Source organism: Clostridium sp., from assembly GCF_051278035.1.
Classification (GTDB): domain Bacteria; phylum Bacillota; class Clostridia; order Clostridiales; family Clostridiaceae; genus Clostridium_AD.
In genome coordinates, this window is sequence record NZ_JBNMNU010000020.1 from 1 (window position 1) to 23,100 (window position 23,100).

21 protein-coding genes and 2 pseudogenes are annotated in these 23,100 nt (G+C 30.9%); 3 read left to right on the forward strand and 20 right to left on the reverse strand.

The window, feature by feature from the left end; genetic code table 11:
• Window positions 1-194 (forward strand): annotated as a pseudogene (locus ACJAX4_RS04785) (hypothetical protein); the annotation flags it as partial.
• Between the two features lie 59 nt (window positions 195-253).
• On the opposite strand, the gene ACJAX4_RS04790 reads toward ACJAX4_RS04785, so the two are convergent.
• Both ACJAX4_RS04790 and ACJAX4_RS04795 read right to left on the reverse strand, forming a co-directional pair.
• Window positions 254-1,069: a purine-nucleoside phosphorylase gene (locus ACJAX4_RS04790; RefSeq protein ID WP_435788318.1), complete on the reverse strand. Its 816-nt coding sequence runs from the start codon at window positions 1,067-1,069 to the stop codon at window positions 254-256.
• A gap of 111 nt (window positions 1,070-1,180) precedes the next feature.
• Complete coding sequence (locus ACJAX4_RS04795; RefSeq protein WP_435788319.1) at window positions 1,181-1,741, reverse strand: nitroreductase family protein; 561 nt, start codon at window positions 1,739-1,741, stop codon at window positions 1,181-1,183.
• Between the two features lie 344 nt (window positions 1,742-2,085).
• Between ACJAX4_RS04795 and ACJAX4_RS04800 the strand changes: the two genes are divergently transcribed.
• On the forward strand, window positions 2,086-3,711 hold the full coding sequence (locus ACJAX4_RS04800) for a methyltransferase domain-containing protein (RefSeq protein WP_435788320.1): 1,626 nt from the start codon (window positions 2,086-2,088) through the stop codon (window positions 3,709-3,711).
• A gap of 58 nt (window positions 3,712-3,769) precedes the next feature.
• Here the strand turns inward: ACJAX4_RS04800 and amrS are convergent, their stop codons facing one another.
• The 15 genes from amrS to ACJAX4_RS04875 all read right to left on the reverse strand — a co-directional run bounded on the left by amrS (window position 3,770) and on the right by ACJAX4_RS04875 (window position 18,409).
• A complete protein-coding gene (gene amrS, locus ACJAX4_RS04805) occupies window positions 3,770-4,756 on the reverse strand; it encodes an AmmeMemoRadiSam system radical SAM enzyme (protein WP_435788321.1) in 987 nt (328 codons plus the stop codon).
• 11 nt (window positions 4,757-4,767) lie between these two features.
• The gene (gene amrA / locus ACJAX4_RS04810; RefSeq protein WP_435788322.1) at window positions 4,768-6,168 is read right to left on the reverse strand and encodes an AmmeMemoRadiSam system protein A; all 1,401 of its coding nucleotides are present in this window, start codon (window positions 6,166-6,168) and stop codon (window positions 4,768-4,770) included.
• 144 nt (window positions 6,169-6,312) lie between these two features.
• Window positions 6,313-8,085, reverse strand: coding sequence for an aminopeptidase P family protein (locus ACJAX4_RS04815; protein WP_435788323.1), 1,773 nt, complete (start codon window positions 8,083-8,085; stop codon window positions 6,313-6,315).
• A gap of 47 nt (window positions 8,086-8,132) precedes the next feature.
• On the reverse strand, window positions 8,133-9,455 hold the full coding sequence (locus ACJAX4_RS04820) for an HD domain-containing phosphohydrolase (RefSeq protein ID WP_435788324.1): 1,323 nt from the start codon (window positions 9,453-9,455) through the stop codon (window positions 8,133-8,135).
• A 196-nt stretch (window positions 9,456-9,651) separates the two neighbouring features.
• On the reverse strand, window positions 9,652-10,278 hold the full coding sequence (locus tag ACJAX4_RS04825; RefSeq protein WP_435788325.1) for a cyclase family protein: 627 nt from the start codon (window positions 10,276-10,278) through the stop codon (window positions 9,652-9,654).
• Between the two features lie 11 nt (window positions 10,279-10,289).
• Window positions 10,290-11,795 carry a glucose-6-phosphate dehydrogenase gene (gene zwf / locus ACJAX4_RS04830; protein ID WP_435788326.1) on the reverse strand — a complete coding sequence of 502 codons (1,506 nt, stop codon included), beginning with the start codon at window positions 11,793-11,795 and terminating at the stop codon, window positions 10,290-10,292.
• A gap of 242 nt (window positions 11,796-12,037) precedes the next feature.
• Window positions 12,038-12,409 (reverse strand): CoA-binding protein, encoded by a 372-nt coding sequence (locus ACJAX4_RS04835; protein WP_435788327.1) that lies wholly within the window; start codon window positions 12,407-12,409, stop codon window positions 12,038-12,040.
• Window positions 12,410-12,527: 118 nt separating this feature from the next.
• Window positions 12,528-12,719: a hypothetical protein gene (locus tag ACJAX4_RS04840; RefSeq protein ID WP_435788328.1), complete on the reverse strand. Its 192-nt coding sequence runs from the start codon at window positions 12,717-12,719 to the stop codon at window positions 12,528-12,530.
• Between the two features lie 179 nt (window positions 12,720-12,898).
• Window positions 12,899-13,498: a nitroreductase family protein gene (locus tag ACJAX4_RS04845; RefSeq protein WP_435788329.1), complete on the reverse strand. Its 600-nt coding sequence runs from the start codon at window positions 13,496-13,498 to the stop codon at window positions 12,899-12,901.
• 69 nt (window positions 13,499-13,567) lie between these two features.
• The gene (locus ACJAX4_RS04850) at window positions 13,568-14,266 is read right to left on the reverse strand and encodes a pirin family protein (protein WP_435788330.1); all 699 of its coding nucleotides are present in this window, start codon (window positions 14,264-14,266) and stop codon (window positions 13,568-13,570) included.
• 91 nt (window positions 14,267-14,357) lie between these two features.
• Window positions 14,358-14,795: a MarR family winged helix-turn-helix transcriptional regulator gene (locus ACJAX4_RS04855; RefSeq protein WP_435788331.1), complete on the reverse strand. Its 438-nt coding sequence runs from the start codon at window positions 14,793-14,795 to the stop codon at window positions 14,358-14,360.
• Window positions 14,796-14,903: 108 nt separating this feature from the next.
• A complete protein-coding gene (locus ACJAX4_RS04860) occupies window positions 14,904-15,797 on the reverse strand; it encodes an MYG1 family protein (RefSeq protein ID WP_435788332.1) in 894 nt (297 codons plus the stop codon).
• A 41-nt stretch (window positions 15,798-15,838) separates the two neighbouring features.
• Entirely contained in the window at window positions 15,839-16,606 is a 768-nt protein-coding gene (locus ACJAX4_RS04865) for a patatin-like phospholipase family protein (protein WP_435788333.1), read from the reverse strand.
• 325 nt (window positions 16,607-16,931) lie between these two features.
• The gene (locus tag ACJAX4_RS04870) at window positions 16,932-17,294 is read right to left on the reverse strand and encodes a VOC family protein (RefSeq protein ID WP_435788334.1); all 363 of its coding nucleotides are present in this window, start codon (window positions 17,292-17,294) and stop codon (window positions 16,932-16,934) included.
• A 65-nt stretch (window positions 17,295-17,359) separates the two neighbouring features.
• Window positions 17,360-18,409: an N-acetylmuramoyl-L-alanine amidase family protein gene (locus tag ACJAX4_RS04875; RefSeq protein ID WP_435788335.1), complete on the reverse strand. Its 1,050-nt coding sequence runs from the start codon at window positions 18,407-18,409 to the stop codon at window positions 17,360-17,362.
• A 407-nt stretch (window positions 18,410-18,816) separates the two neighbouring features.
• Here ACJAX4_RS04875 and ACJAX4_RS04880 point away from each other — a divergent pair.
• A pseudogene (locus tag ACJAX4_RS04880) lies at window positions 18,817-20,113 on the forward strand (IS110 family transposase).
• Between the two features lie 198 nt (window positions 20,114-20,311).
• Here the strand turns inward: ACJAX4_RS04880 and fliB are convergent.
• From fliB to ACJAX4_RS04895, 3 genes are all read right to left on the reverse strand, one after another.
• On the reverse strand, window positions 20,312-21,538 hold the full coding sequence (gene fliB / locus ACJAX4_RS04885; RefSeq protein WP_435788336.1) for a flagellin lysine-N-methylase: 1,227 nt from the start codon (window positions 21,536-21,538) through the stop codon (window positions 20,312-20,314).
• A gap of 191 nt (window positions 21,539-21,729) precedes the next feature.
• Complete coding sequence (gene add, locus ACJAX4_RS04890) at window positions 21,730-22,740, reverse strand: adenosine deaminase (RefSeq protein WP_435788337.1); 1,011 nt, start codon at window positions 22,738-22,740, stop codon at window positions 21,730-21,732.
• A 49-nt stretch (window positions 22,741-22,789) separates the two neighbouring features.
• Complete coding sequence (locus ACJAX4_RS04895; protein WP_435788338.1) at window positions 22,790-22,999, reverse strand: hypothetical protein; 210 nt, start codon at window positions 22,997-22,999, stop codon at window positions 22,790-22,792.
• Window positions 23,000-23,100 lie beyond the last annotated feature (101 nt).

The window sequence follows — 23,100 nt, forward strand, 5'->3', positions numbered from 1 at the left end:
TTATTGCCATAATAATCCTTGGAAAGATTGGTCTTAAAGTTTTAAAAGACTACGAAGCTCAATTGAAAGAAGGAAAAACAATGGATACATTTACTTTCGATCCTAAGAAGTTGGGAATTAATAATGCAGATTTATGGTATACAATTAATGAAAGACGAGCTAAGAAAGCAAAACTAAAAGAAACAAATAAATAACAAATATATTTTCCTATAAAAAGCATCAAGATCTTATGATCTTGATGCTTTTTATTCTACTAACCAATAACTTCAATAACTTTAGCCACCCACTTAGACAAATTCACAGATGATCTTTTTGCAATTTCCACTACTCTATCATGAGAGTGCTTAACTTTCTGTATTCCTGTAGCCATGTTTGTTATACAAGCAATTCCAAGTACATCCATTCCTAAGTAGTTTGCTGCTATTGTTTCAGGAACTGTTGACATACCCACTGCGTCTGCGCCTTGTCTTCTAATAGCTCTAATTTCCGCAGCAGTTTCGTAATATGGACCCATAAAGCCAGCGTAAACACCTTCTTTATATTCCACACCAATGTCATTTGCAATAACTTTTGCTTTTTCAATAAGTTCTATTTTATAAGGTTCTGACATATCCGGGAATCTCAAACCAAATCTCTCATCATTAACTCCAATTAACGGATTATCACTAATAAGATTGATGAAATCGTTAATAATCATTAGTGTACCAGGACTAAAGCTTGTATTTATTCCACCGCAAGCATTTGTTACAATAAGCTTTTTTATACCTAGCTGTTGCATAACATATACAGGATAAGTAACCTCTTTCATTGTATATCCCTCGTAGTAATGAAATCTCCCCTGCATTAACACAACTTCTACTCCATTAATTGTTCCAAAAACTAATCGTCCAACGTGGCCTGGCACAGTGGTTTGTGGGAAATTAGGAATATCCTTATATTCAATGAACACACTATTCTCCACCATACTAGCTAAATCCCCTAGCCCTGACCCTAAAATTACCGCAACTACTAGTTTGTTTTCCACTTTGTTTTTTATGTAATTTACTGATTCTATAACCTTATCGTACATTATAACTCCCCCCTTATATGACTATAATTATAATATATACCTTACCACAGTTTTTAGCCTATTTAAGCAAAAAAAAACAGCAAAATTAATCAATTCTGCTGTTTTTGCTTTTTATTTTATATAATTAACCGTATTCGGTTTTCTTGCTGGTGCGGTGGTTATAATGATTCTCTTATGTCCAAGGCATACTGCATGGATTTGTTTAAAGCCTTCTGGTATTCCAAGTTCCTTAACAAATTCTGCTCCCTCTTCACTATTTAAAAGATATGCAATAAGACCTATCCAACAAGATCCAATTTCTAAAGATTCCGCAGCTATAAGCATATTTTCTACAGCTGCTGCACAATCAACTAAAGCTAAATCATCTTTTTCATCTCCAGATACTAGTACTACTGTTGGTGCTTTGTAAAGTACGTGAAACATCTCATTATCAGCAAATCTCCTAATATATTCATTATCAGATTTACTTGCAATTTTTTTAAAAGCAACACTTAATCTATCTATGATATCTTTATTTTGTACTACTGTAAAGTGCCATGGTTGCTTATTGGTGGCACTTGGTGCATAAATACCTGCCTCTATTATTTTTTTTACATCCTCATCGACAAGTTGTTCTGGTAAAAATGCCCTAGTGCTTCTTCTATTCCTTATGTTTTTTAGTGTTTCATTCATATTAAAATCCTCCGTTTTGTTAATATTTTTTTTGATGAACCGTAATGCAATTTTTTCTTATACTATTATAATACCCTAATCTTTGGTTATTTTAAACAAAAACTAACCTTTTATTTTGTTAATTACCTTTTCTTTGCTAAAAAATTAATCATTCCACTAAAAATTGTATGTATGAATAAGAATAGTACTTATGATTATTGTTCAAAAGGTATTCATTGTAAAAAAAATCAGGATTTATGTTCCTAGAATATAATAAAAACAGATAAAACACTAATATCCCCCCGTAACCACAAAATATAGGGTATACTTATAGTTATTAAATTAAAACATATGAGGTGAAACAAATGATAGAAATAAATGATACAGTAGAAGCACTCTTAGAGAGTCTAAAAACTGCAGATGATAAACAGAGATCTGCAATAGTTAATAAACTATCCTTAGATTATAATAATTCAATTCCCACCTTATGGTCAAAGGTTATAACCCAGGAAGAGCCAAGAGCAATTCTTTCTGTTGTAAGAGATATTTTAAAAAAGGAAAAACCCAAAGGAATGTTAAGAAGAACTATTGGAAATTCTAAAGAAAAACTTAGCGCCCTTCTTACGCATTCAGATCCAAAAGTGAGAAAGAACGTATGTGGTGTTATTGGTGAACTAGGAGACTCAGAGTATTTAGATGCGCTATATAGCGCCTATTACTCTGAGGATAAACTCTTTGTAAGATATTCTTATGTACTTGCAATCGGTAATTGTGGTAGCTTTGTTGACGCAGATAAATTAAATAACATGTATGAAAATGTATTAGCAAATGAAAAAGCTTGCAATGAAGATAGCACCCTCGTAACAACTAATAAGCATATTAACGAGGAAAAGCTTGCCTTTACAAGAGCCATAGATAAATTATCCCCTACTGTGCTCCATAAATTCACAGGATTTAAAAACCCTGTACCTATGTTGCTTACGGTTATGAATTATCAGTATCAACACACCATTCGAGAACTTGAGGAACACTCCATTGAAGGTAATCTTTTAGATGATGGCATAATCATTCACGAAAAAGATTTAGATAAAGTCTATACCTGTAGGACCTTTTATGAGCTATTGTATCCACTAGATGAGTGTAAAAACCTAGAAATGGATTATAAGATAATAGCTGATGAGATAATAAATGCAAACATCGTAGATTTTCTAAGTGATTGTCATGATGACGATTCTAATTCACCCTTTTGGTACAGAGTTGAATTTAGAACTATGAATTATAACAGAGATAGGGCCGAGTTTATAAAAAGCTTATCTAGAGAACTGGATGAGAAATCTTCTGGAAATTTAAAAAACAGTCCTTCTTCCTATGAAGTTGAAATTAGAATAATTGAAAATAATAATCTCTGTAGTGTATACGTTAAGCTGTATTCCTTCAAAGATAATAGGTTTAGCTATAGAAAAAATGATATAGCAACATCAATAAACCCGGTAACTGCGGCTATTGTAGCTAAGTCCATAGAAAAATGGTTAACCCCTAGTGCTAAAATTATAGACCCATTTTGCGGAACTGGCACAATGCTTATTGAAAGAGCTAAATTGCAAGAATTTGAAACTTTAACTGGAGTTGATATATTTAGAACAGCTATATCAGCTGCCGAAATTAATTCCAAGTCAGCTAACTTGAACATAGAATTAATAGCTGAAGATATATTAGAGTATGTCCCTACTGAACTTTTTGATGAGCTTATAACAAATATGCCTTTTGACAATAAGTCTACCACTCATAACAAGTACTCGGAACTTTATAGTGAATTTGTAACTAAAATTCCTAGTCTTGTAAAACCAGGTGGAATGGCATTTGTTTACACCATAGAAAAACAACTATTTAAAGAAGTTTTGGCGGATGATCTTCAGCTTGAACTTCTTCAAGAGATAAAAATTGAAAGCGGTAGGCTTACGCCGCATGTGTTTGTACTTAAAGTTAAATAAGACTCATAAAAGAACTAGAGCATCTAATGATTAGATGCTCTAGTTCTTTAAATTATATTTAAATAATAATATTTATTTTGAATCCACACTTTGGACAAATACCTTCATGAGTATTAACATGTACAATATACCCATCTCTCTCGACAAGCTTATAACCGCACTCAGGGCAATATGTTGAGTTATCAGTACCCGCTACATTACCTAAGTATACATAGTTAAGATATTGTTTTGCTATATCTCTATCTTCATACATTACATCAAGTTTAGTGGCAGGAATCTCCATCTTATAGTTTGGAAAATATCTTGATAGGTGAAGTGGAATATCTTTATTTACCGAGGCTAAAAAAACTGCAATTCCCTCAATTTCCGCACTAGAATCATTTTCTCCATTTACGAGTAGTGTAGTTACCTCCACATGACACTCTTTTGATGATATCTCAATAGTATCCATTACAGGCCTAACAGTTCCTCCACAAATATCCTTATAATACTTATTATTAAAGGCTTTCAAATCAATATTCATAGAATCCACATATGGAAGAAGCATCTTTAATGGTTGTTCTTTTATATAACCATTAGTAACCACCACTATTTTTATATCTTTAATGGATTCTTTTAATAGCCTTGAAGCATTGTATACATATTCATACCAAATAGAAGGTTCATTGTAAGTAAATGCTACTCCCACATTATCACAAAGACCCTTGCACATCTCCACTAATTTTTCTGGAGGTATATATTCGCTGCCTGCTCTCCCTTGTGATATGGAGTGGTTTTGACAAAATCCACAGCTAAAATTGCATCCAAAGCTTCCTACTGAAAGTATATTACTACCCGGTTTAAAATGATATAACGGCTTTTTTTCTATATGATCCCGCGCTATAGAAGTTATCTCTCCATAATTTATTGTGTAAAGCACTCCCTCTTTATTTAGCCTTACACTACATTTACCATAATCACCCTCCGCAATAAGACAGTTATGAGGGCAAAGTTTGCATCCTATTTCCCCTTCTTGTTTTTCATAAAACAATGCTTCTTTTTTCATGATCACAACCCCTATTTATGCCTAATAACCTCAAATTTTTCTATGGTATAATCTTCATTTGGAGAAATTGATGCTTTATTTAGCACAATTTCTAACTGTTCATCTATTGTATCAATCCCCTCAAGGTCTGGTAATAGAAGACCACTCTTTCTTCCACTTCTTACAACCACTCCGTATATTTTAGGATTTAGTTCTTCTTTTAAAGCTTCTATAGGCTCAGTTAAAACATCCACGGAAAAGACAATATCCTCTAGCTCCCCTTCAACTACTGGGCTAAACCTTGGGTCATCCTCCCCTGCTACAACAGCATTTCGCATTATCTCTTTTGAAGTGCTCGCTGTAACAGGAAAAATGGTACCTATACACCCTCTCAAATGTCCGAATTTTTTAAGAGACACAAAAACTCCTCTTTTATTATTTATCATTTCCTCTGTTACATAGCTCGGCGTATCCATGAACTCACCCTCTATTATATAATGAGTAAGACTTTCTCTGGCAAGCCGAACATAAACATCTTCATTATCAACTCTTTGCATATATTTTTTTCTTTTCTCTCCTATAATTTCTGATAGTATATCTCTGTCACTATTTTCAAGCTGAAATTTCATTACAGCATATCCAACTCCAAAGGTACCTTCATAGGAAAGAAGTTCTCCCTTTATTCTATTGCCTGCCATTGCTCCAAGCATTATATAATATGATCTTAAGCCACATTCCCCAGCATTTTCAATCATTTCGCAGTTCATGCCAAATACCCCTGCTACATCACCTTTTGTTAATAGTTTTATTATCTTGCTATCAAATTTTTCTCCATCTGGGTTATAATCATAAGGCCCTTCATCTTTAAGGCGATGAGAAAGATCCCCACTACCAATAAACACAGCATTTTTATTACTTTCCTCTACAGCTTCCTTAATAAGTTTACCAAATTTATATAATTGAATGGGACTAAGCCCTCCATATGTAATATGTACAAGCTTAAAAACATTATATTTACTTTTGATAAAATACAGTGGAACTATAGTTCCATGATCTAATTCATATTCTTTTCCATATTTTTTAATTAAATTACCAGTTACCTCAGCCGTAGGTATATCATGTTCATAAGACTTATCTATAATTTTTTGTGTCAAATCTAAATCTATCGAAAAATCCATTGAAACTTCCGGAGCACTAAACTGCTTTAAACTTCCTGCTATAGAATTTTCAAAAGAAAGTGCTATAGCATCTGAAAACATAGGACCATGTGGGGTAACTACTATTATTACCTCTGGTTTTAATTCAGCTATTTCCACGCCAATTTTCTCACAAGCATCATATGTATTTTTTATCTTTTTTTCCTCTCCACGCCCTACCTCTGAAATTATTATGGGGGGATGTGGCATAGTATAATAAGCTATTATTTTACCCATTATAATCACCTCTCATATATATTTTATCCACTACTTAAAGCTAATATCCATAAGATTGTGATAATAGAGCTTTAATCTACCACCACTTTAATAAGAAAGAGTTAAAGGTATGCATTTGCATTTCTTTAACTCTTCTTAATCCAATTATATTGCTACCGTTGCCCTCTTTAAGTACTCTAGTTCTTCTCCCTTTAAATAGGTAGAAAGTTTATCAAATACAGTTTTATGATAATTATTTAGCCATGATTTTTCCTGAGGTGTAAGTAAAGATACATCCATAGCTTCCACGTCTATAGGACAAAGTGTTAAAGTTTCAAATTTCATAAATTGTCCACCATACTCCGTCTTCTCCTCTTCCCCCACAACAACTAGGTTTTCTATTCTTATACCATGCTTTCCTGCTTTGTAAACTCCTGGTTCATTGGACACTACCATTCCTTTTTCTAGCACAATAGTGCTTGGCACCATAGCTATCCTATGTGGTCCCTCGTGAACATTTAAGAAGAAACCTACTCCATGTCCTGTACCATGTTTATAATCCATACCTGCATTCCAAAGTGGAATTCTAGCTATAATATCTAAGTTTGAACCTGTAGTCCCATATAAAAATCTTTGTAATGTTAAATCAATCATGCCTCTTAATACTAGCGTAAAATCTGTTCTTTCTTCTTCAGTTAAGGGACCAACAGCTAGTGTTCTTGTAATATCCGTTGTTCCATCTAAGTATTGACCACCAGAATCTAATAAATAAAGTCCCTTTTGCACTATAGTAGCTTGATTCTTTTCCGTAGCAGAATAATGAGGCATAGAAGCATTTCCTCTGTAAGCTGAAATTGATCCAAAGCTTAAATCATAGAAATTATCCCCTTCTCTTCTTAATCCCTCTATTTTATCTGCTGCTTCTATTTCGGTAATATTACGCGACTTTATGGTTTTCTTTAGCCAGCTAATAAATTTAACCATAGCGACACCATCACGTACCATTACATTTCTAATATTTTGGACTTGAATATCATTTTTAATACCCTTAAGTCTTGTAGTTATATTCATAGCCTCTACAATTTTAATATTTATGGAACTATATATGAAGGTGCTGGTTTTTGCTGCATCAAGTAATATTGTCCCTACTTTAATATTTTCTAAGAATTTTCCTATGCTATCATAAGGCATTATTTCTACATTAGCCTTTTCAAGCTCAGTCCTAACCTCTGAACTAATTTTAAAATCATCAATAAATAAACAACATTTATCCTCTAATACAACGCAGTAAGCTATTGTTAGTGGATTACATTTAACATCTCTTGCTCTAATATTTAATAGCCACGCTATGTCATCAAGGCTTGATATAACATAGTAGTTTGCTCCCATATTCTTCATTTCACCGACTACTTCAGAAAGTTTTTCCTCTCTTGACTTTCCTGCATATTTTACATCATGTAGAACTACCTGACTGCTAGGTTGTTTTGGTCTATCCTTCCAAACTTTATCTATTAAATCTTCATTAACTTCAAAAGTAAATTCACTACTTTCTACGACTTTCGTTAAAGTTCTAAAATACTCTTCTGAAATAACTTTTCCATCAAAAGCAACCTTTGCTCCCTTATGTAGCGATTCTTTCAAAAACGCCTCAACAGTTGGCACTCCACTATCTCCCATTCTAAATAAAGTCACACCAGTATCTTTTAATTCCGTTTCTGCTTGTGTGAAATATCTTCCGTCTGTCCATAAATTAGCGTCCTTTAAAGTTATAATTGCAGTACCAGCTGAACCTTTAAATCCTGTTATAAAAGCTCTAGCAGCATAATACTCCGCTACATATTCACTTTGATGTGGATCTGAACTAGGTACTATATATGCATCTATACCTCTTTCTCTCATCAGGTTTCTTAACTCTTCAATTCTTTCGTTTATAATCATTATTTCCACTCCTTCTTTTGTAAAGTATAACATTTCCATATTAATTATTAACTACATTGAATATTAAAATTCATAGATTCACTAAAAAACTCTGTAAAAACATCTTCACTTGTTGGTCCATTAAATTTTAGTTCGATACTTTCTTTATACTTCAGTATTTTACAAATGTTATTTAAAAACAAATCTAATAATTCACCATCAAAATGTTTATTTTTTTGTTGCTTTAACATCTCTATACAAGTTTCAATTGGATAAGCACTTTTATAAACCCGTTTTGTAGATAATGCATCAAAAACATCTGCAATAGCTACGACTCTTGCAGTCAAGGGTATATCGTTACCCGTAAGCCCTGCTGGGTAACCGCTACCATCCCATTTTTCGTGATGGTTCAGTGCAATTTCATAACCCATTCTAATAACATCTCTTTTTGAATTACTAAGAATCCTTGCACCATTTATTGTATGGATTTTCATTATATTAAACTCTTCCGATGTTAACTTTCCCGGTTTTAATAGAATTGAATCTGCAATACCTATTTTCCCTATATCATGCATCAAAGCTGCATAATTTATTAACTTAATTTTTTCTTTTGATGTCTCTATCATTCCATATAAAATTGATGCATAAAAACTCACTCGAACCATATGCAATGCTGAATCTTCATCTTTGTATTCAGCTGAATAACATAAACGCTTTATAATTTCATTTGTAAGTTCTCCATTTTCACTAAGTGCATTTTCAAGCAAAGTATTCTTGTCTACTAATTGTGAATTTTTATTTTCTATCTCGCTAAGTGTCCTATTCAGGAAAAAGCTCATTTTTCTAGTCATTATATCTTGATCATTATTTTTATGGTCCACACCTAGTAGATTATAATTAATACCATATTTACTTAATTTTTTTTTCATTACTGTTAATGTTTCAATCAATATATCTGATGAAAAACTTAAAAAGCCACTAAATTTTCTTAATTGATCCTCTTTCACAGGTTCAAAATAAAATATCTCTTTACTAAAAAAAACAACGGGATGTTCAGTATGATTAATTACAATATCCCAATCGTTCACCAGTGGGTCACCTTCATCAAGTTCAATAAATACTGTATTTTTAAAACTTTTTATACTATCTCTATTTATATGTCGAGCAAATATATAAACTTTTTTGCATAAAGAATCAAGAATTTTATATCTTTCAAATTCCACCATAAAAAATTTAAACTCTTGAAACGTTACAAAAAGCTCTGACTTTAGTTTAAACTCAACAATCATATCTTCAAGACCGTGACTTATAGCCATAAGCGAAGACTTTGAATATATTTTCCGCTCTATACTTGATGATTTAGTCATAGTAATGTCACTTAATTCTAGCATTTAGACACCAACCTTTTCACACTTTTCACATTTAAAAAAATTAAAACATATTTAATATAAACAATTTATTAGGTTAATAATACTCTATTTTTCTAATCAATGCAATTTTTTACATACTTTAAGATTACTACTCAAGGATTCTAATTTACGATAAGCGAAGAAAAAAGGTATAGTTTTAATTCCATACCTTTTATACTTATATTAAGTCTTTAATTAAAACTATCCTAGCAGGAGCGCCATCTACTCCTTTAATTTTAAGTGGTAGTGCACACATGAAATATTCGCCTTCTTCAATTTCTTTTAGTCTAACCCCTTCTATAATAGTTATTCCCTTATTAAAAAGAATCTTATGGGTTTCATGTCCTGGCTGAGCCCTTTCTACTCCATAAGAATCTATTGCCACGCCAATTATTTCCTTTTGGGCTAAATACTCGGCACCACTTTTTTCAACATAGACAAAATTAGGATCAAATTCTTCAGTAAAAGAGTTTATAGTTTTAAACAATAAGAATTCACCTTGTTCAATATTTTCATCAATAAGTTCTTCTTTTGTTATCCTATTCTCTACCTTTGTTAAATCCAACACTCTACACTTTGTAATAAGTTTAGTTAAATCAATAGACTCTATTGTAGCCCCCATATCATCTACATGATACGGTGCATCAATATGAGTTCCCGTATGTAAATTCATACACATACTAGATTCATTAATACTATCCTTTGGGATTTTCCTATCAAATTTAATTACAGGTCTTTTTTCTTCTATATTCTTGTATACCCCCATACTTTTTTCAATAGTCATTGATATGTCATAAATAATCATGCTACGCCCCCTTAATCAGCACCTGTATTCCACCACTGCCTGCCGTCCTTCTCTATTAGATCTATTGCTTCCTTTGGACCTTTAGTCCCTGCTGAGTAATTAGGGTAATCAGGTGTGTTATTCTCAAATTCATTTTCAATGCTTTTAATAAATTTCCAAGAATATTCGATTTCGTCCCATCTAGTAAACAGTGATGAATTATTTCTAATTGCTCCAAGTATTAGTCTCTCATAGGCCTCAGGTGAATCATTTAAATTCCTACAACTTTGACAATAATCTAATTGAACTTTTTCCATTTTAAAATCACTACCAGGTTTTTTAGCATTTATCTGGAAGAAAAAGCCCTCATCTGACTGAATTTTTATGACTAAAAGATTATGAGAAATTCCATTAAACTCCTTATAATAATTAATTCCAGGAAGTTTTTTAAATTGAATAACTATCTCAGTGCTTTTAGTATTCATTCTTTTTCCTGCTCTTATATATATAGGTACTCCTCCAAATCGAAAATTATTAATACAAGTCTTTAAAGCTATAAAAGTGTCTGTATTGGAAGTTCTAGACACCTTGTCTTCTTCTCTATACCCTACCACCTTCGCACCATTAACAGCGCCCGGTCCGTATTGACCCCTAACAATATTTTCACCAAAAGACTCTGAAGTAAACTGTCTTAATGAACGTAACACTTTAACTTTTTCATCTCTTATAGATTCAGGTTCAAAATCCACTGGTGGTTCCATAGCAATCATAGTTAATATTTGTAAAATATGACTTTGAAGCATATCTTTCAAAATACCAGAATTTTCATAATAAGCCCCTCTGTTCTCTACTCCTAAAACTTCACTGGACGTAATTTGAATATTATCAATATAATTTGCATTCCATAATGGTTCAAATAATGAATTACCAAATCTAATTGCTAATATATTTTGAATCATTTCCTTTCCTAGATAGTGATCTATTCTAAATATATCCTTTTCAGGTATAAGCTTAGAAATATTTTCATTTAAAATTCTAGCTGTTTCTAGATTTGATCCAAAAGGTTTTTCAATCATTATCCTTTGCCAACCAGTATCTTTACATACCATATCATTGTTTTTTAAATTTCTAATTATTCCTTCAAAAAACTCTGGAGCAACGGCTAAATAATATAATCTTTTGCCTCCAGTTAAGTACTTTGACTCCATTGCTTCTAAATATAAATCTAACTCCTTGTACCCCTCATTATCTGAAGTAAAATCAAATTTCTTATAAAAAATTCTATTACTGAATTTAAGCCACAACTCATCATTCACAGGAAATCTAGAGAATTTATTTACATATTCATACATATCTAGTCTGTATTCCTCATTTGTTTTTTCACGTCTTCCTATAGATACTATTGTAAAATTTTCAGGTAATCTTTTCTCGTACATTAAACTAAAAATAGCTGGAATGAGTTTTCTTTTTGTAAGATCACCAGTTCCACCAAAAATCACAAACATACTTGAAAGCTCTTCATTGATATTTTTCTCCATTTAAAGTGCTCCTTTCTGCATTTTTAAAATTGTTAACAATATTTAGGCATTTTTATTCATACTAGTAATATACCACAAACTTATCAGATACGTGCAGAATTCACTTTTTAATAATTAATTCATAATACCTGGGAATGGTATTTGTAAGAAAGCTTTTAGTATAAGTTTATAAAGATAAAACTCTAAGGCATTCCTCAGAGTTTTATCTTTTCCATTACTATATTCTTATATACGATTGTATCTTATCTCTTCCTTAATTCTACTAACGCACATCCCTCTATTGCCTCAATTCCATTATCCATGCAAAAGTTAAGTATTTCATCACTTTGAGCCCCTGGTTGGATAAGTACTTTATCTATTTTTAGCTCATGAGCTTCCTTAATAATTTTAATACCTTTAATTGGATTAATGCATAAATCTAAAACTTCTATTTTATATGGTATATCTTTTAGACTGTTATAAACTCCATCACTCTCAATAGATGGTTTCAAACCCACCACGTTAAATCCATTTTCTTTTAAGGAACTTAATATTTTATTAGCATATTTTAAACGGTTTAATACATCCCCAACTACAACCCAGTTTTTGTATTCTAAAAATTCGCTAGCCATCAATATTATCATCTCCTATTAAAATTCTTCCCCATATAATTATTATACCTCTTTTGAGTACATTTTATATGGGTTCTACGAAATTATTGAAAACCATGTAAATATTTCGAACTTTTTTAAACTAGTAAAAAATGGGTATAAAAAGTATTGCGTTTAATATGATACATACCCCTGTAACACTAGTGCCCCCAAGTATATATTTAATACCTGTTTTGTTATATTTATCATTTTTTAGATATCTTACGCCGGTAACCAAAAAAACTAATGCAGTCATTGTTACTATAGTAACCATTATAAACAATATTTTAAGCATTTTAACCTCCAACGATTTTAAATTTACTATCAATCATAATTCTATTTTATATTACATTTCTATACTTTTTATAAACAAAGTATAAACAATTGTTTATATTTAGATTTAAAGTTATATATTATAACAACATGCTAAAAGGACCCTAGCAATTTTGCTAAAGTCCTTTATTTTGGTCCAAATTATTTAAATACTACAATACGCTCTTCTAATGGCTTAAATTGCTTTTCATCAGGTTGTGATTTTGGTTTTCCAAATGGCATTTGTGCGATAAGCTTCCAGCTTTCTGGTATGCTCCACTCTTTTTTCACATCAGCTTCGATAAGCTCGTTATAGTGTTGTAATGATGCTCCAAACCCTTCCATTTCTAATGCAGTCCATATCACATATTGGTGCATGCCACTTGATTGCTGAGACCAAACCGGAAAGTTATCCTTATAAAGAGCAAACTCACTCTGTAAAGACTCAATTACATTAGCATCTTCAAAAAACAAGACTGTTCCATATCCATTACCGAATGAATTAATTTTATCCTCAGTAGATGCAAATTGGTCAACAGGAACTATCTTCTTTAAAACTTCTTTAGTAATATCCCATAATTTATCGTGATGCTTCTCTAATAACAAAACTACCCTTGCGCTTTGAGAATTAAATGCTGATGGTGTATTCTTTACAGCCTGTTCAATAACTTCCTTAATTACCTCATCCGAAGTCACTTTTTCTTTACTTATATCATAAAACGAACGTCTATCTGCCACAGCAGTGTAAAAATCTTTTTTCATATTATTATTCCTCCAATTTTATATTTATTACTTCTCATTATTTACAAACAGTTATTAATGTATCCTCACTCAAGATTTTTTCATCTCGATAACAATAAAATGTGAAAGAACCTCTGCAGTTATTTTTATATTTTCTTCAACAATTCCCATTGCATCTCGTTCATTCAGAGTAATTCCATTAATCTCTGATTTTCCTTCTACTTGAACTAAATACATTTGCCTATTATCTTTTAATTGGAAATCAATTTCCTTACTCTGATCTAATTCTAATGAGTATATATTTACATTTTGATTGATTTTTATAGTTGCATCCCCTTCGTTACTTGATACCATATGCAACCATTTGTTTTTTCTTTCACTTGAGTTATATCTATATTCACCGTAATTTGGTTTATGTCCATTTTTATCAGGAAGTATCCAAATTTGAAGAAATCTCGCTACCTCATCTCCTAAATTATGCTCACTGTGATGTACTCCTGTACCTGCACTCATATATTGAACATCACCACGTTTTAATGTACCTTTATTACCCATACTATCACCATGCGTTAATTCTCCATTAATAACATAGGATATAATCTCCATATCGCGATGAGGATGTGTATCAAACCCTGTATGAGGATTAACTAAATCATCATTTATAACCCTTAATACTCCAAACCCCATGTTATTTGAATTATAATAATCAGCAAATGAAAAGTGAAATTTGCTCTTTAACCATCCTAAATCACTCCATCCCATTTTTTTATTATCTATTTTTTTTAACATTTTAAAGTCCCCTTTCAATAGATTTAAAAGCACAATTTAATACTAACTAGTAATATATGTTTAAAAAATAAGTGTAATTGTTTATACACCTTTACAATTTTTTTAATAACCTTATTAAATCTTTTTTTTCTTCTGATGTTAAAACACTAAAAATTTCATTTATATTTTCTAGATGTTTAGGAAAAATTCCACCTACATGTTTTTTCCCCTCTTCAGTAAGACTTATCAGATTAACTCGTCTATCATTTGGATTAATCGTTCTTTTTACAAGATTTTGTTTTACTAAATTATCTATAACAACAGTCATATTTCCCGCCGTAGAAAGGATTTTTTCTGTTATTTCACAGACTCTTAAATCTCCCTTATGGTATAAAATCTCAAGTACCGCAAACTGAGAAACTGTTAAGCCTCCTTCTTTGATGGTTTTATATTCTCTCCTATGAACATTCTGAGTACATCTGCTTAATGCTATTAATGTTTTTAAGTTTAAATCTTCTAATTCACCATAAAATATTTTTTCTTTATCCATATATATATAATATTACTAACTAGTACTATTGTCAAGTAATATTTGTAATATAATTAAAATAGCTCTGAGTATTTCTCAAAGCTACTTTAACTATTCTTTATGTAATCTTTAAATTGATAATTTAGCTATTTTCAAAGCACTCTCCATACTTTTAGCTGATGCTATAAACCCTGCCTTGTGACAAAATATAGCGTCATCTATTTTAATTATAGAATTTATTTCTTCACTTGATTTTCCTCTAATGGATTCTAATATATCTTTTCTTGCTTCAAAAGTATCTGGGGTTTTTTTAACACTCTGTATCTTATACTCTACATTATTGTCATCTGGTGAAATAACGAATAACACCTCAGTATTTATATCTATTTTAAGTAACTGATGGAGCCAAGGACAACCTTTTTTCAAAACCATTATTTCTTTACTATCCCTATTTTGAAAGGCTTCATTTACTATTACCCTTGCTTTTATAACAGAAACTTGCCTACCTATTATTCTTTCTATAAGCTCTGTAGCATATCTAACGGCTTCTTCAAATGCCTCATCTTTGTAAGAAGTAGAATCCCACGCCGGATTAAAAGTTTGTATAATATCGCTTATTGTTGTTACTCTAATTTCTGAGTTTATATCTATGCCATTATCTGTAGCGTCAATTCCCTGCAATATATTTTTATCAACATAATCAAAGATTGACGTTATATCTTCTTCATCAAACTCAGAATTAAACTTTTGTATTACACGCGGTCCAAACTCTCTCCAAACTAAACCACAAGCAGCATAGGGAATATTGTTTTCTCTTACTTCTTTATTTAATTGGTGATGGTCGAATTCTCCAAGTCCTATATCATAAACAAAGTCTTGTTCCCTAAGAATATCTTCATCTCTAGTTCTCGTTACTTTTATATCTCCTAATAGTATTCTGAGTATAGCGGTAGCCATTACATCGTCTGCATGAAATTTACCACTATGTGTTCCTAAAGTTGTGATGTTTTTTTCATTAATCATAAGTTACCTCTTTCGTATTTATATTATAAATATATTTAGAACTATTCCCTGAGTACTCTTTCCAAGTCATTCATTTTACTGCAATAATCATAACCTATTTTAAACATTTCATCACAATTGCTATTATCCAATATACTGAAAGTTTCTAGACCAGTAGGTTCAATTAATATATCACATTCCTTTTGTGCTAATTCCCTATTTATACTTACACTTAATTCAAATGTTCGCGCAGCTACTTCTTTTAGATTTCCTATTTTATTTATTTTACCACAAGCTAGAATATTAATTGCAATTATCTTATCGCATTTGCCTACTAGTGGTTTACACGGTAGATTATCTAATAATCCCCCGTCTACATAAAGATTCCCACTTATATCAACAGGTGAAAATAGCATTGGAATTGAGCATGACGCCTGTATTGCATGAATTAAAGGGCCTTCATTTAAATATTCTACCTTACCACTATACAAGTTAGTTACGGCAACGTAAAATGGAAGCTTTAAATCAGAAAAACTCCTATATGGTAGATCCCTTTCTATGTTTTTCTCGAAATTATCTAAACTAAAAAGACCGGTAGTTGGCAACCTTAACTTAGCATAATCAATGAATTTATTATCTTTAATTAACTCCATTATTTCACTGGGTTTCTTTCCAGAAGCAATAAATGCACCAATAATCGCTCCTGCACTAACACCAGAAACAATATCTGGCATAATACCCTTTTCCTCCAATGCCGTTAGTACCCCCAAATGTACAAACCCTCTAGCTCCTCCTCCGCCTAATGCTATTCCTATTTTCAACTTACCCACTTACCCACTTCCCCTCTCCTCCTATACAATATTGTATTATTTTACTACTAATTAATTCGAATTACAAACTAACATCTGAAAGTTTCACCTGTATACCTTGTTTTTCATACCCCATTTCCCTATCATTTAAATTTTATTTTTTAATGCATTCCCCATTATATTACCCTCATTTTATTAGCATATACCATTTAAGTCTCTCAATCACAGAATGTGATTTTAAACGAAGTGATCATTTAATATGAGAAATAATTAACTAAAAAAAAGACCCAGCATAAATTTGCTAGATCACATAATATTGATATAATAGTGAAACGGTATCTGTTACCTACTTACTTTCCACAATCTGAATTTTCAACCCATTTGGGTCTAAAATAAAAAAATATTTTACATTCGGATTTGGCTGAAAGGGACCACTATGAATATCTAAGCCCTTTTCTGTAACAAATGTAATCATCTCGTCAACTGAATCAACTTGAAATCCTAAGGAAATATCCTTGCCTAAGTTTATCTCTTCAAGATTACTATTGCATATTAACTCAACTTTTGTTTCTCCGTCACCTAGAAACGCTATTTCCATACTTGGTCCCGCCTTAAAACTTCTGTCTATAGTTAATCCAATTATCTCTTTATAAAATTTTAAAGATTCCTCCATGTTCTTAACCATTATTGTGCTCCAACAAAATTTCATATAAAATCTCTCCTTTACATTTTACTATTATTTTTTAGTTTAGATAGGGTTAACTAGTAATTCGATTAATCCGCTTCACTTAAATATTTCATTATCCCATTAGAAATGTTTAAACCAAAACCAAATAAGGTATCATCATTTGATAGCCTGTCCCTATCTGAGTAATTAGTAATGAATCCACATTCCACAAGTACACTAGGCATTTTAGTAAGCCTTAAAACTGCCAAATCTCCTCCATGTATTCCCATATCTGTCCATGTACCACTATTTATTAACTCTTTTTGAATAGCATTTGCAAGTTTACTCTTATTATTTTGCTGGTTATCAACCTCATCATAATAATAAGTCGAAACACCTTTATACTCATTAGATGTATTCGAATTAATATGCACAGAAACAAATACATCTGCATTTTCGTCATTTGCTAAATTAGCTCTTTTAGTTAAATCTTTTGTTACTAGCTTGTCCAATTCAACATCTGTACTTCTTGTAAATATAACTCTACAACCGTTATATCTCAAATTATCCCCCATATAGTTAGTAATTTTTAAATTTAGGTCTTTCTCGAATAACTTACCATATTTTGCACCAACATCGACCCCTCCATGTCCAGGGTCTACTACAACATTATATTTAAGAGCACTTTGTTTCTTTTTTATAAAAATCACTATCTTCTTGTCATTTCCGTAATCTAAATGTACATAATTTTCATCTTCAGTTAATTTAATAAAATTAATTACAAATAAATTTTTATCTTCCTTATAGTTAATTTCACTTAAATTAACTTTAGCACCTTTTTCAATATCAATATTTGATATTTTAGACTTATCTATAGTGATTTGAAGTTTATTTATATCTTCAGTAGGTTTGAAATCAATTATAGCTTCGGTACAACTAATAGTATATTTCTTATAGAATTCATTTTCTTCAAAGCCAATAGTTCCATTTTCAGTTTTGCTTAACACTAGTTCTTTAAAATTTTCACTCGCATTTTTATTATCGTTTTTCATAAAAGAACTAGTTATCAATATTAAGCCTATCAATAATAAAACAGAAACTATTCTTCTTATTAGAAATTTAGTCTTTAGTTTTCTTTTTTTTGAGTATTTGGTCATAACCTTACTCCTCGTATAATGTAGTTGTAAGCATTGATAATAAATTAGTAATAATAACTACGAATGTTATCACTCATATCTTATCTAATATTCACAACTCATAATTTTATTTTAATCGATCTCGTTTTAATTTTGATTATTATCAATTAACATTATTGGTTACTGCAAACTAGTTAATCCACAATGATATAATAACTCCTGAATAGAGAAGATAGATGTTTCACTCCTGAGAGGTAATTAATTACCTCTACTCGTAAAAAAGCGTATCATTCCATCAGTGAGTTTTCTGTGTTTTAGCTGGTTGGGTTTCCAATTTTAGAACTACCCGTGTCACAAACGAGGTTACAGCCTCATTGGTAGAAATGGAATCTTTATTTTATCTCATATTTCAAAAGGAGATGTTATTTATGTCAAAATACTTAAACAGTCTTGTAGTAGGTATCGATGTTGCTTCAGAGTTCTCTTTTGTCTCAGTTCTTGCGCCTAATGGTAGCCAGTTTAGAAAGCCTTTTAAAGTTTTCCATACTGCAGCTGGTTTCAACTACTTAATTGAGCAAATAAAAAAAGCAGAAGAAGAGTTTTCCACAAGGCCTGTGTTCTTTATGGAGTCCACAGGCGTGTATCATCTAACTCTTTTCCACTTTCTTAAGGATATGAAGTTTGAGACCTTCGTTATCAATCCTCTTGTTACTAATTGTAACAAAAATAAGAACATAAGAAAAGTGAAAAATGATAGAAATGATGCATTATCCATCGCACAGCTAGGAAAATTTGAAGATATCAAGGTTTCATCTGATTCAAACATTAAAATTTTCACACTAAAGTTACTAGTTCGCGATTACTATAAACTTATTGATACCAGGTCTGGATTTAAAAAGAAACTTAGTAGTTCTCTGTGTATATCTTTTAGTGGTTATCAAAAAGTATTTTCTAACACCTGCGGATTAGTTTCAATTAAAATATTGAAGGAATATCCTACTCCGCAGGCAGTTATTTCAGCTCCAAAGCAAGACATCATTGATATTTTGCTTAATTCAAGAAAAGGACTTAAGTGGGCTGAAAAAAAAATATTCTAACCTCGTAGAGGCATCTGAGAATGCTAAATTTGTTAGTTTATCATCAACATGGTTATCAGTATCTATTACTACTTCTATAGCAATCTACGAAGCCATTGATGCCGAAATAGCTACGCTTTTAACTAAGATTAAATGTTTCATAGACGGTGATGAAATGTCCCTTGCTTTCCGTAAAAATATATTGTTGTTAATGTCCATACCAGGTATTGGATATAATACCGCAATAACAATATTAGCTGAAATTGGCGGCATTGATAAATTTATCACTCCAAAGCAGCTTGTAGCTTTCTTCGGGGTCGATCCAGCTGTTAATGAATCTGGTAAGTTTAAGGGTGATAAAGTTAAAATGTCTAAACGTGGTACAAGGTTTGGCAGAAGAGCTCTATACGCCGTTGCCCTGGCTTCAATTAGAATGAAACGTAATGGTGAAGCCACAAATCCTGTTTTACTTAAATACTATCAAGAAAACCTAAAAGGCAAGAAGGCAAAAGTCGCTTTAGTTGCAGTTATGCACAAGCTTATTAAATACCTATTTGCTGTTTTAAGAAATCAGCAAGAGTATCAGATTAGAGATCCAAAATTACACCAAAGAATGTTTTTAGAAAATAATAACATTCAAGCAGCTTAATCAATAATTTAATTTCCATTTTTTTGTAACCGCTCGTGTTTGCCAATGGTCTTTTTGTTGTGCTTAAAATTAACTTAAATAAATTTTAAACTAATAGTTGACTTTAACTAGCTGGTCTTTTTATAGATTTTAGTTCTGCTTAACTCAATAATACCATACTAATATTAATATTAGTATGGTATTACATTAATTTGCATTTTAAAAAGGTAGTAATATTTTGGTAATTTCTACGTTGTTAAATTTGTTTTCTTTTATATAATTTAGTACATCAACTGTAAAAGTTTTGTGATGACCTATAACTTTTGAGAAAACTTGAATAAATTCAACTATATTTTCTTTAGAGTCTTCTTTATTATATAGGTATTTTCCAACCAAATAAAATTTAATAAATGAATATCTAGTTAAAAGCATAATATAACCATCAAACATTGATTCTGTTTCCGAAAATGGAAACATATTGTTATAAATAAAATTCACCAGATAATTTTCAAAAATATAGCTATTACTATTTATAAATTTTTCGGTATAATCTTCAAATGCATTAATGTATAATTCTGAATTTTTACTTATGTCCTCTACTTCCTCAAACCTGAATTCAACTATAATTTGCTTAGTATATTCTTTAAAAGAAATACTATCCACTTCTTTAAATACATTTAAGAAACCTATCATCCTTTTGAAAAGATCTATCTGTAAAATATAACCTGATTGATTTTTTTCATAAGAATTACTAACTGAGTTTATATCATATTCTTTAATAAATTTAGGTACATTATTATAATTACGTTTAATTTTATTTTCTAGTGTATTTATAAATTCGCCTAATACATAAAGTCTTTGACTTAAATTAAGTTTTCTATTTTTCATTATTTTGATACTCATGTCTCTAATTTCAGTAAAGTATTTTACAGGTGAATTATTAAATTTTTTAGAATTAGTATCGATATCACTTGATACTATATGTTTATCTAAAGTTTCTTCGCCCGTCTTAAATTCAATTCCCTCTTCCTTTAGCAAAATAATTCTTGCAGCTTCTGGACACGCTACATCAAGAGACATTTCATAACATCCATCTACATTATTTATTATTCTAGGAAAAGATGTGCAAACATTTGAAAGATATTCTTCGCCAAGCTTAGAATAGATAACACAATAATTTTCTTCATCTAAAAAAGGACACCTTTTTTCCTTTGTTAATTTTACTTTTCCATAATCTACATCGCTACTTATATAATTTTCATTATTATGAACATTTTTCTGAAACATCCTCTTCATTTCTTTGTCTTGAACTTTATAATACTGTCTGAAGGTAATCTTATCAATATCTATACTCCATCCAACACAACAGCTATCTTCACACTTTCCAGCGATACATTTAAATTCTTTAATATAACTCGGATATCTTGCTTTTATATTTTTACCCATTACATACTCCCTTTGTATCTTATTTACTCATTCCCTTGTGATAAGTTCCACTATATCATACTACAATTTTAACTAATTTTCTATATTACAAACCAAGATTGTTGGTTTGTAATATAATTTAATAGTAGACCTAATACTTAAAAAAAGCACCCTTTCGAGTGCCTCTATCTTATTAAATTTTATTATATCTACTACTTAATAAAATTTCTTAACCTTTCTTTTGTTTTTAAATCAGCAAATGCTGCATCAACACTATTATAATATACTTGCTTATACTCATCTAAAGTAATGTTAAAATACTTAAATATTACTTCACATTCCTTAGTCATATTTGTATCTGATACAGTTCTATTATCAGTATTAACTGTTACCCTTATCCCATCATTAAAAAAATTATAAAATGGGTGGTTTTCATAATTATCTATTGCTTTGGTTTGAATGTTACTTGTTAAACACATTTCAAGAGTAATTTTCTTATCTTTTACAATATTATAGGCTTCTAAGCAGTCTTTTATAAATACTCCATGTCCAATTCTTTCTGCTCCCAACATTTCGACTGCTTCAAGAACATTTTTACCTATTCCTGTTTCACCTGCATGGATAGTTACTTTATACCCATATTCTCTAGCTGTTGCTATAGGTTCTATAAACTTATTACAAAAGCCTTCTCCTTCGGCTCCACATAAATCTACTGCTACTACACCCTTCCCTAAATATTTCTTTCCAGCTTCCACAACCTCTAAAGCGCTTCCCGCAGACATAAACCTCATGCAACAGAGTATTACATTGCCTCTTATATCATATTTTTTTTCTGCTTGTCTAATACCAATTATTACACTCTCTATAATCTCGCGAACACTTAACCCCTTAGTTATATGAAGTAATGGTGCAAATCTAACTTCAATGTATTTAACATTTTCTTTTGCATTATCCTCAAGAAGTTCATATGTAACTCTCCTTAAACTTTCTTTGGATTGCATCACTAAATTTGGTATTTCAAATCTTTTTAAATATTCATCGAGTGACTTACATTCTTCTGGGGCAGTAACTTCTTTTCTAATATTGTCAGCATCATAAAATGGTATACTTATCCCCTCTTCTTTTGCTATATCAATTATGGTTTCTGGTCTTAAACTGCCATCTAAATGGCAATGCAACTCAATTTTAGGTAAATCTTCATATTCCGTACTATTATTTTCCATATTAACCTTCCTTCTTTCTTTTCTTCTACTAGTTTCACTATCTATTGTGCTAACCTGTGACGCTATACAGTCTAATCTGTAGTTTTATGTTAGTACACTCATAATCTAGTGTACGATATATACAATTGATAGGTATTACCTCATTCATAAATATTGCGGGTAAAATTTCTTTCATCACTTGTTCTGCAACGAGTTCATAATATCTAACATTATTTTTTAGAAAACAAGGTAAATTAAGAGTATCAGGTGTAATTACCATATTACCCTCCACTATATATTAATCTAGTAAAATATATGATAAAAGTTTGATATTCATGAATGATATTTTAAAAAATACATTTTATTTCACTGTAGTTTCAT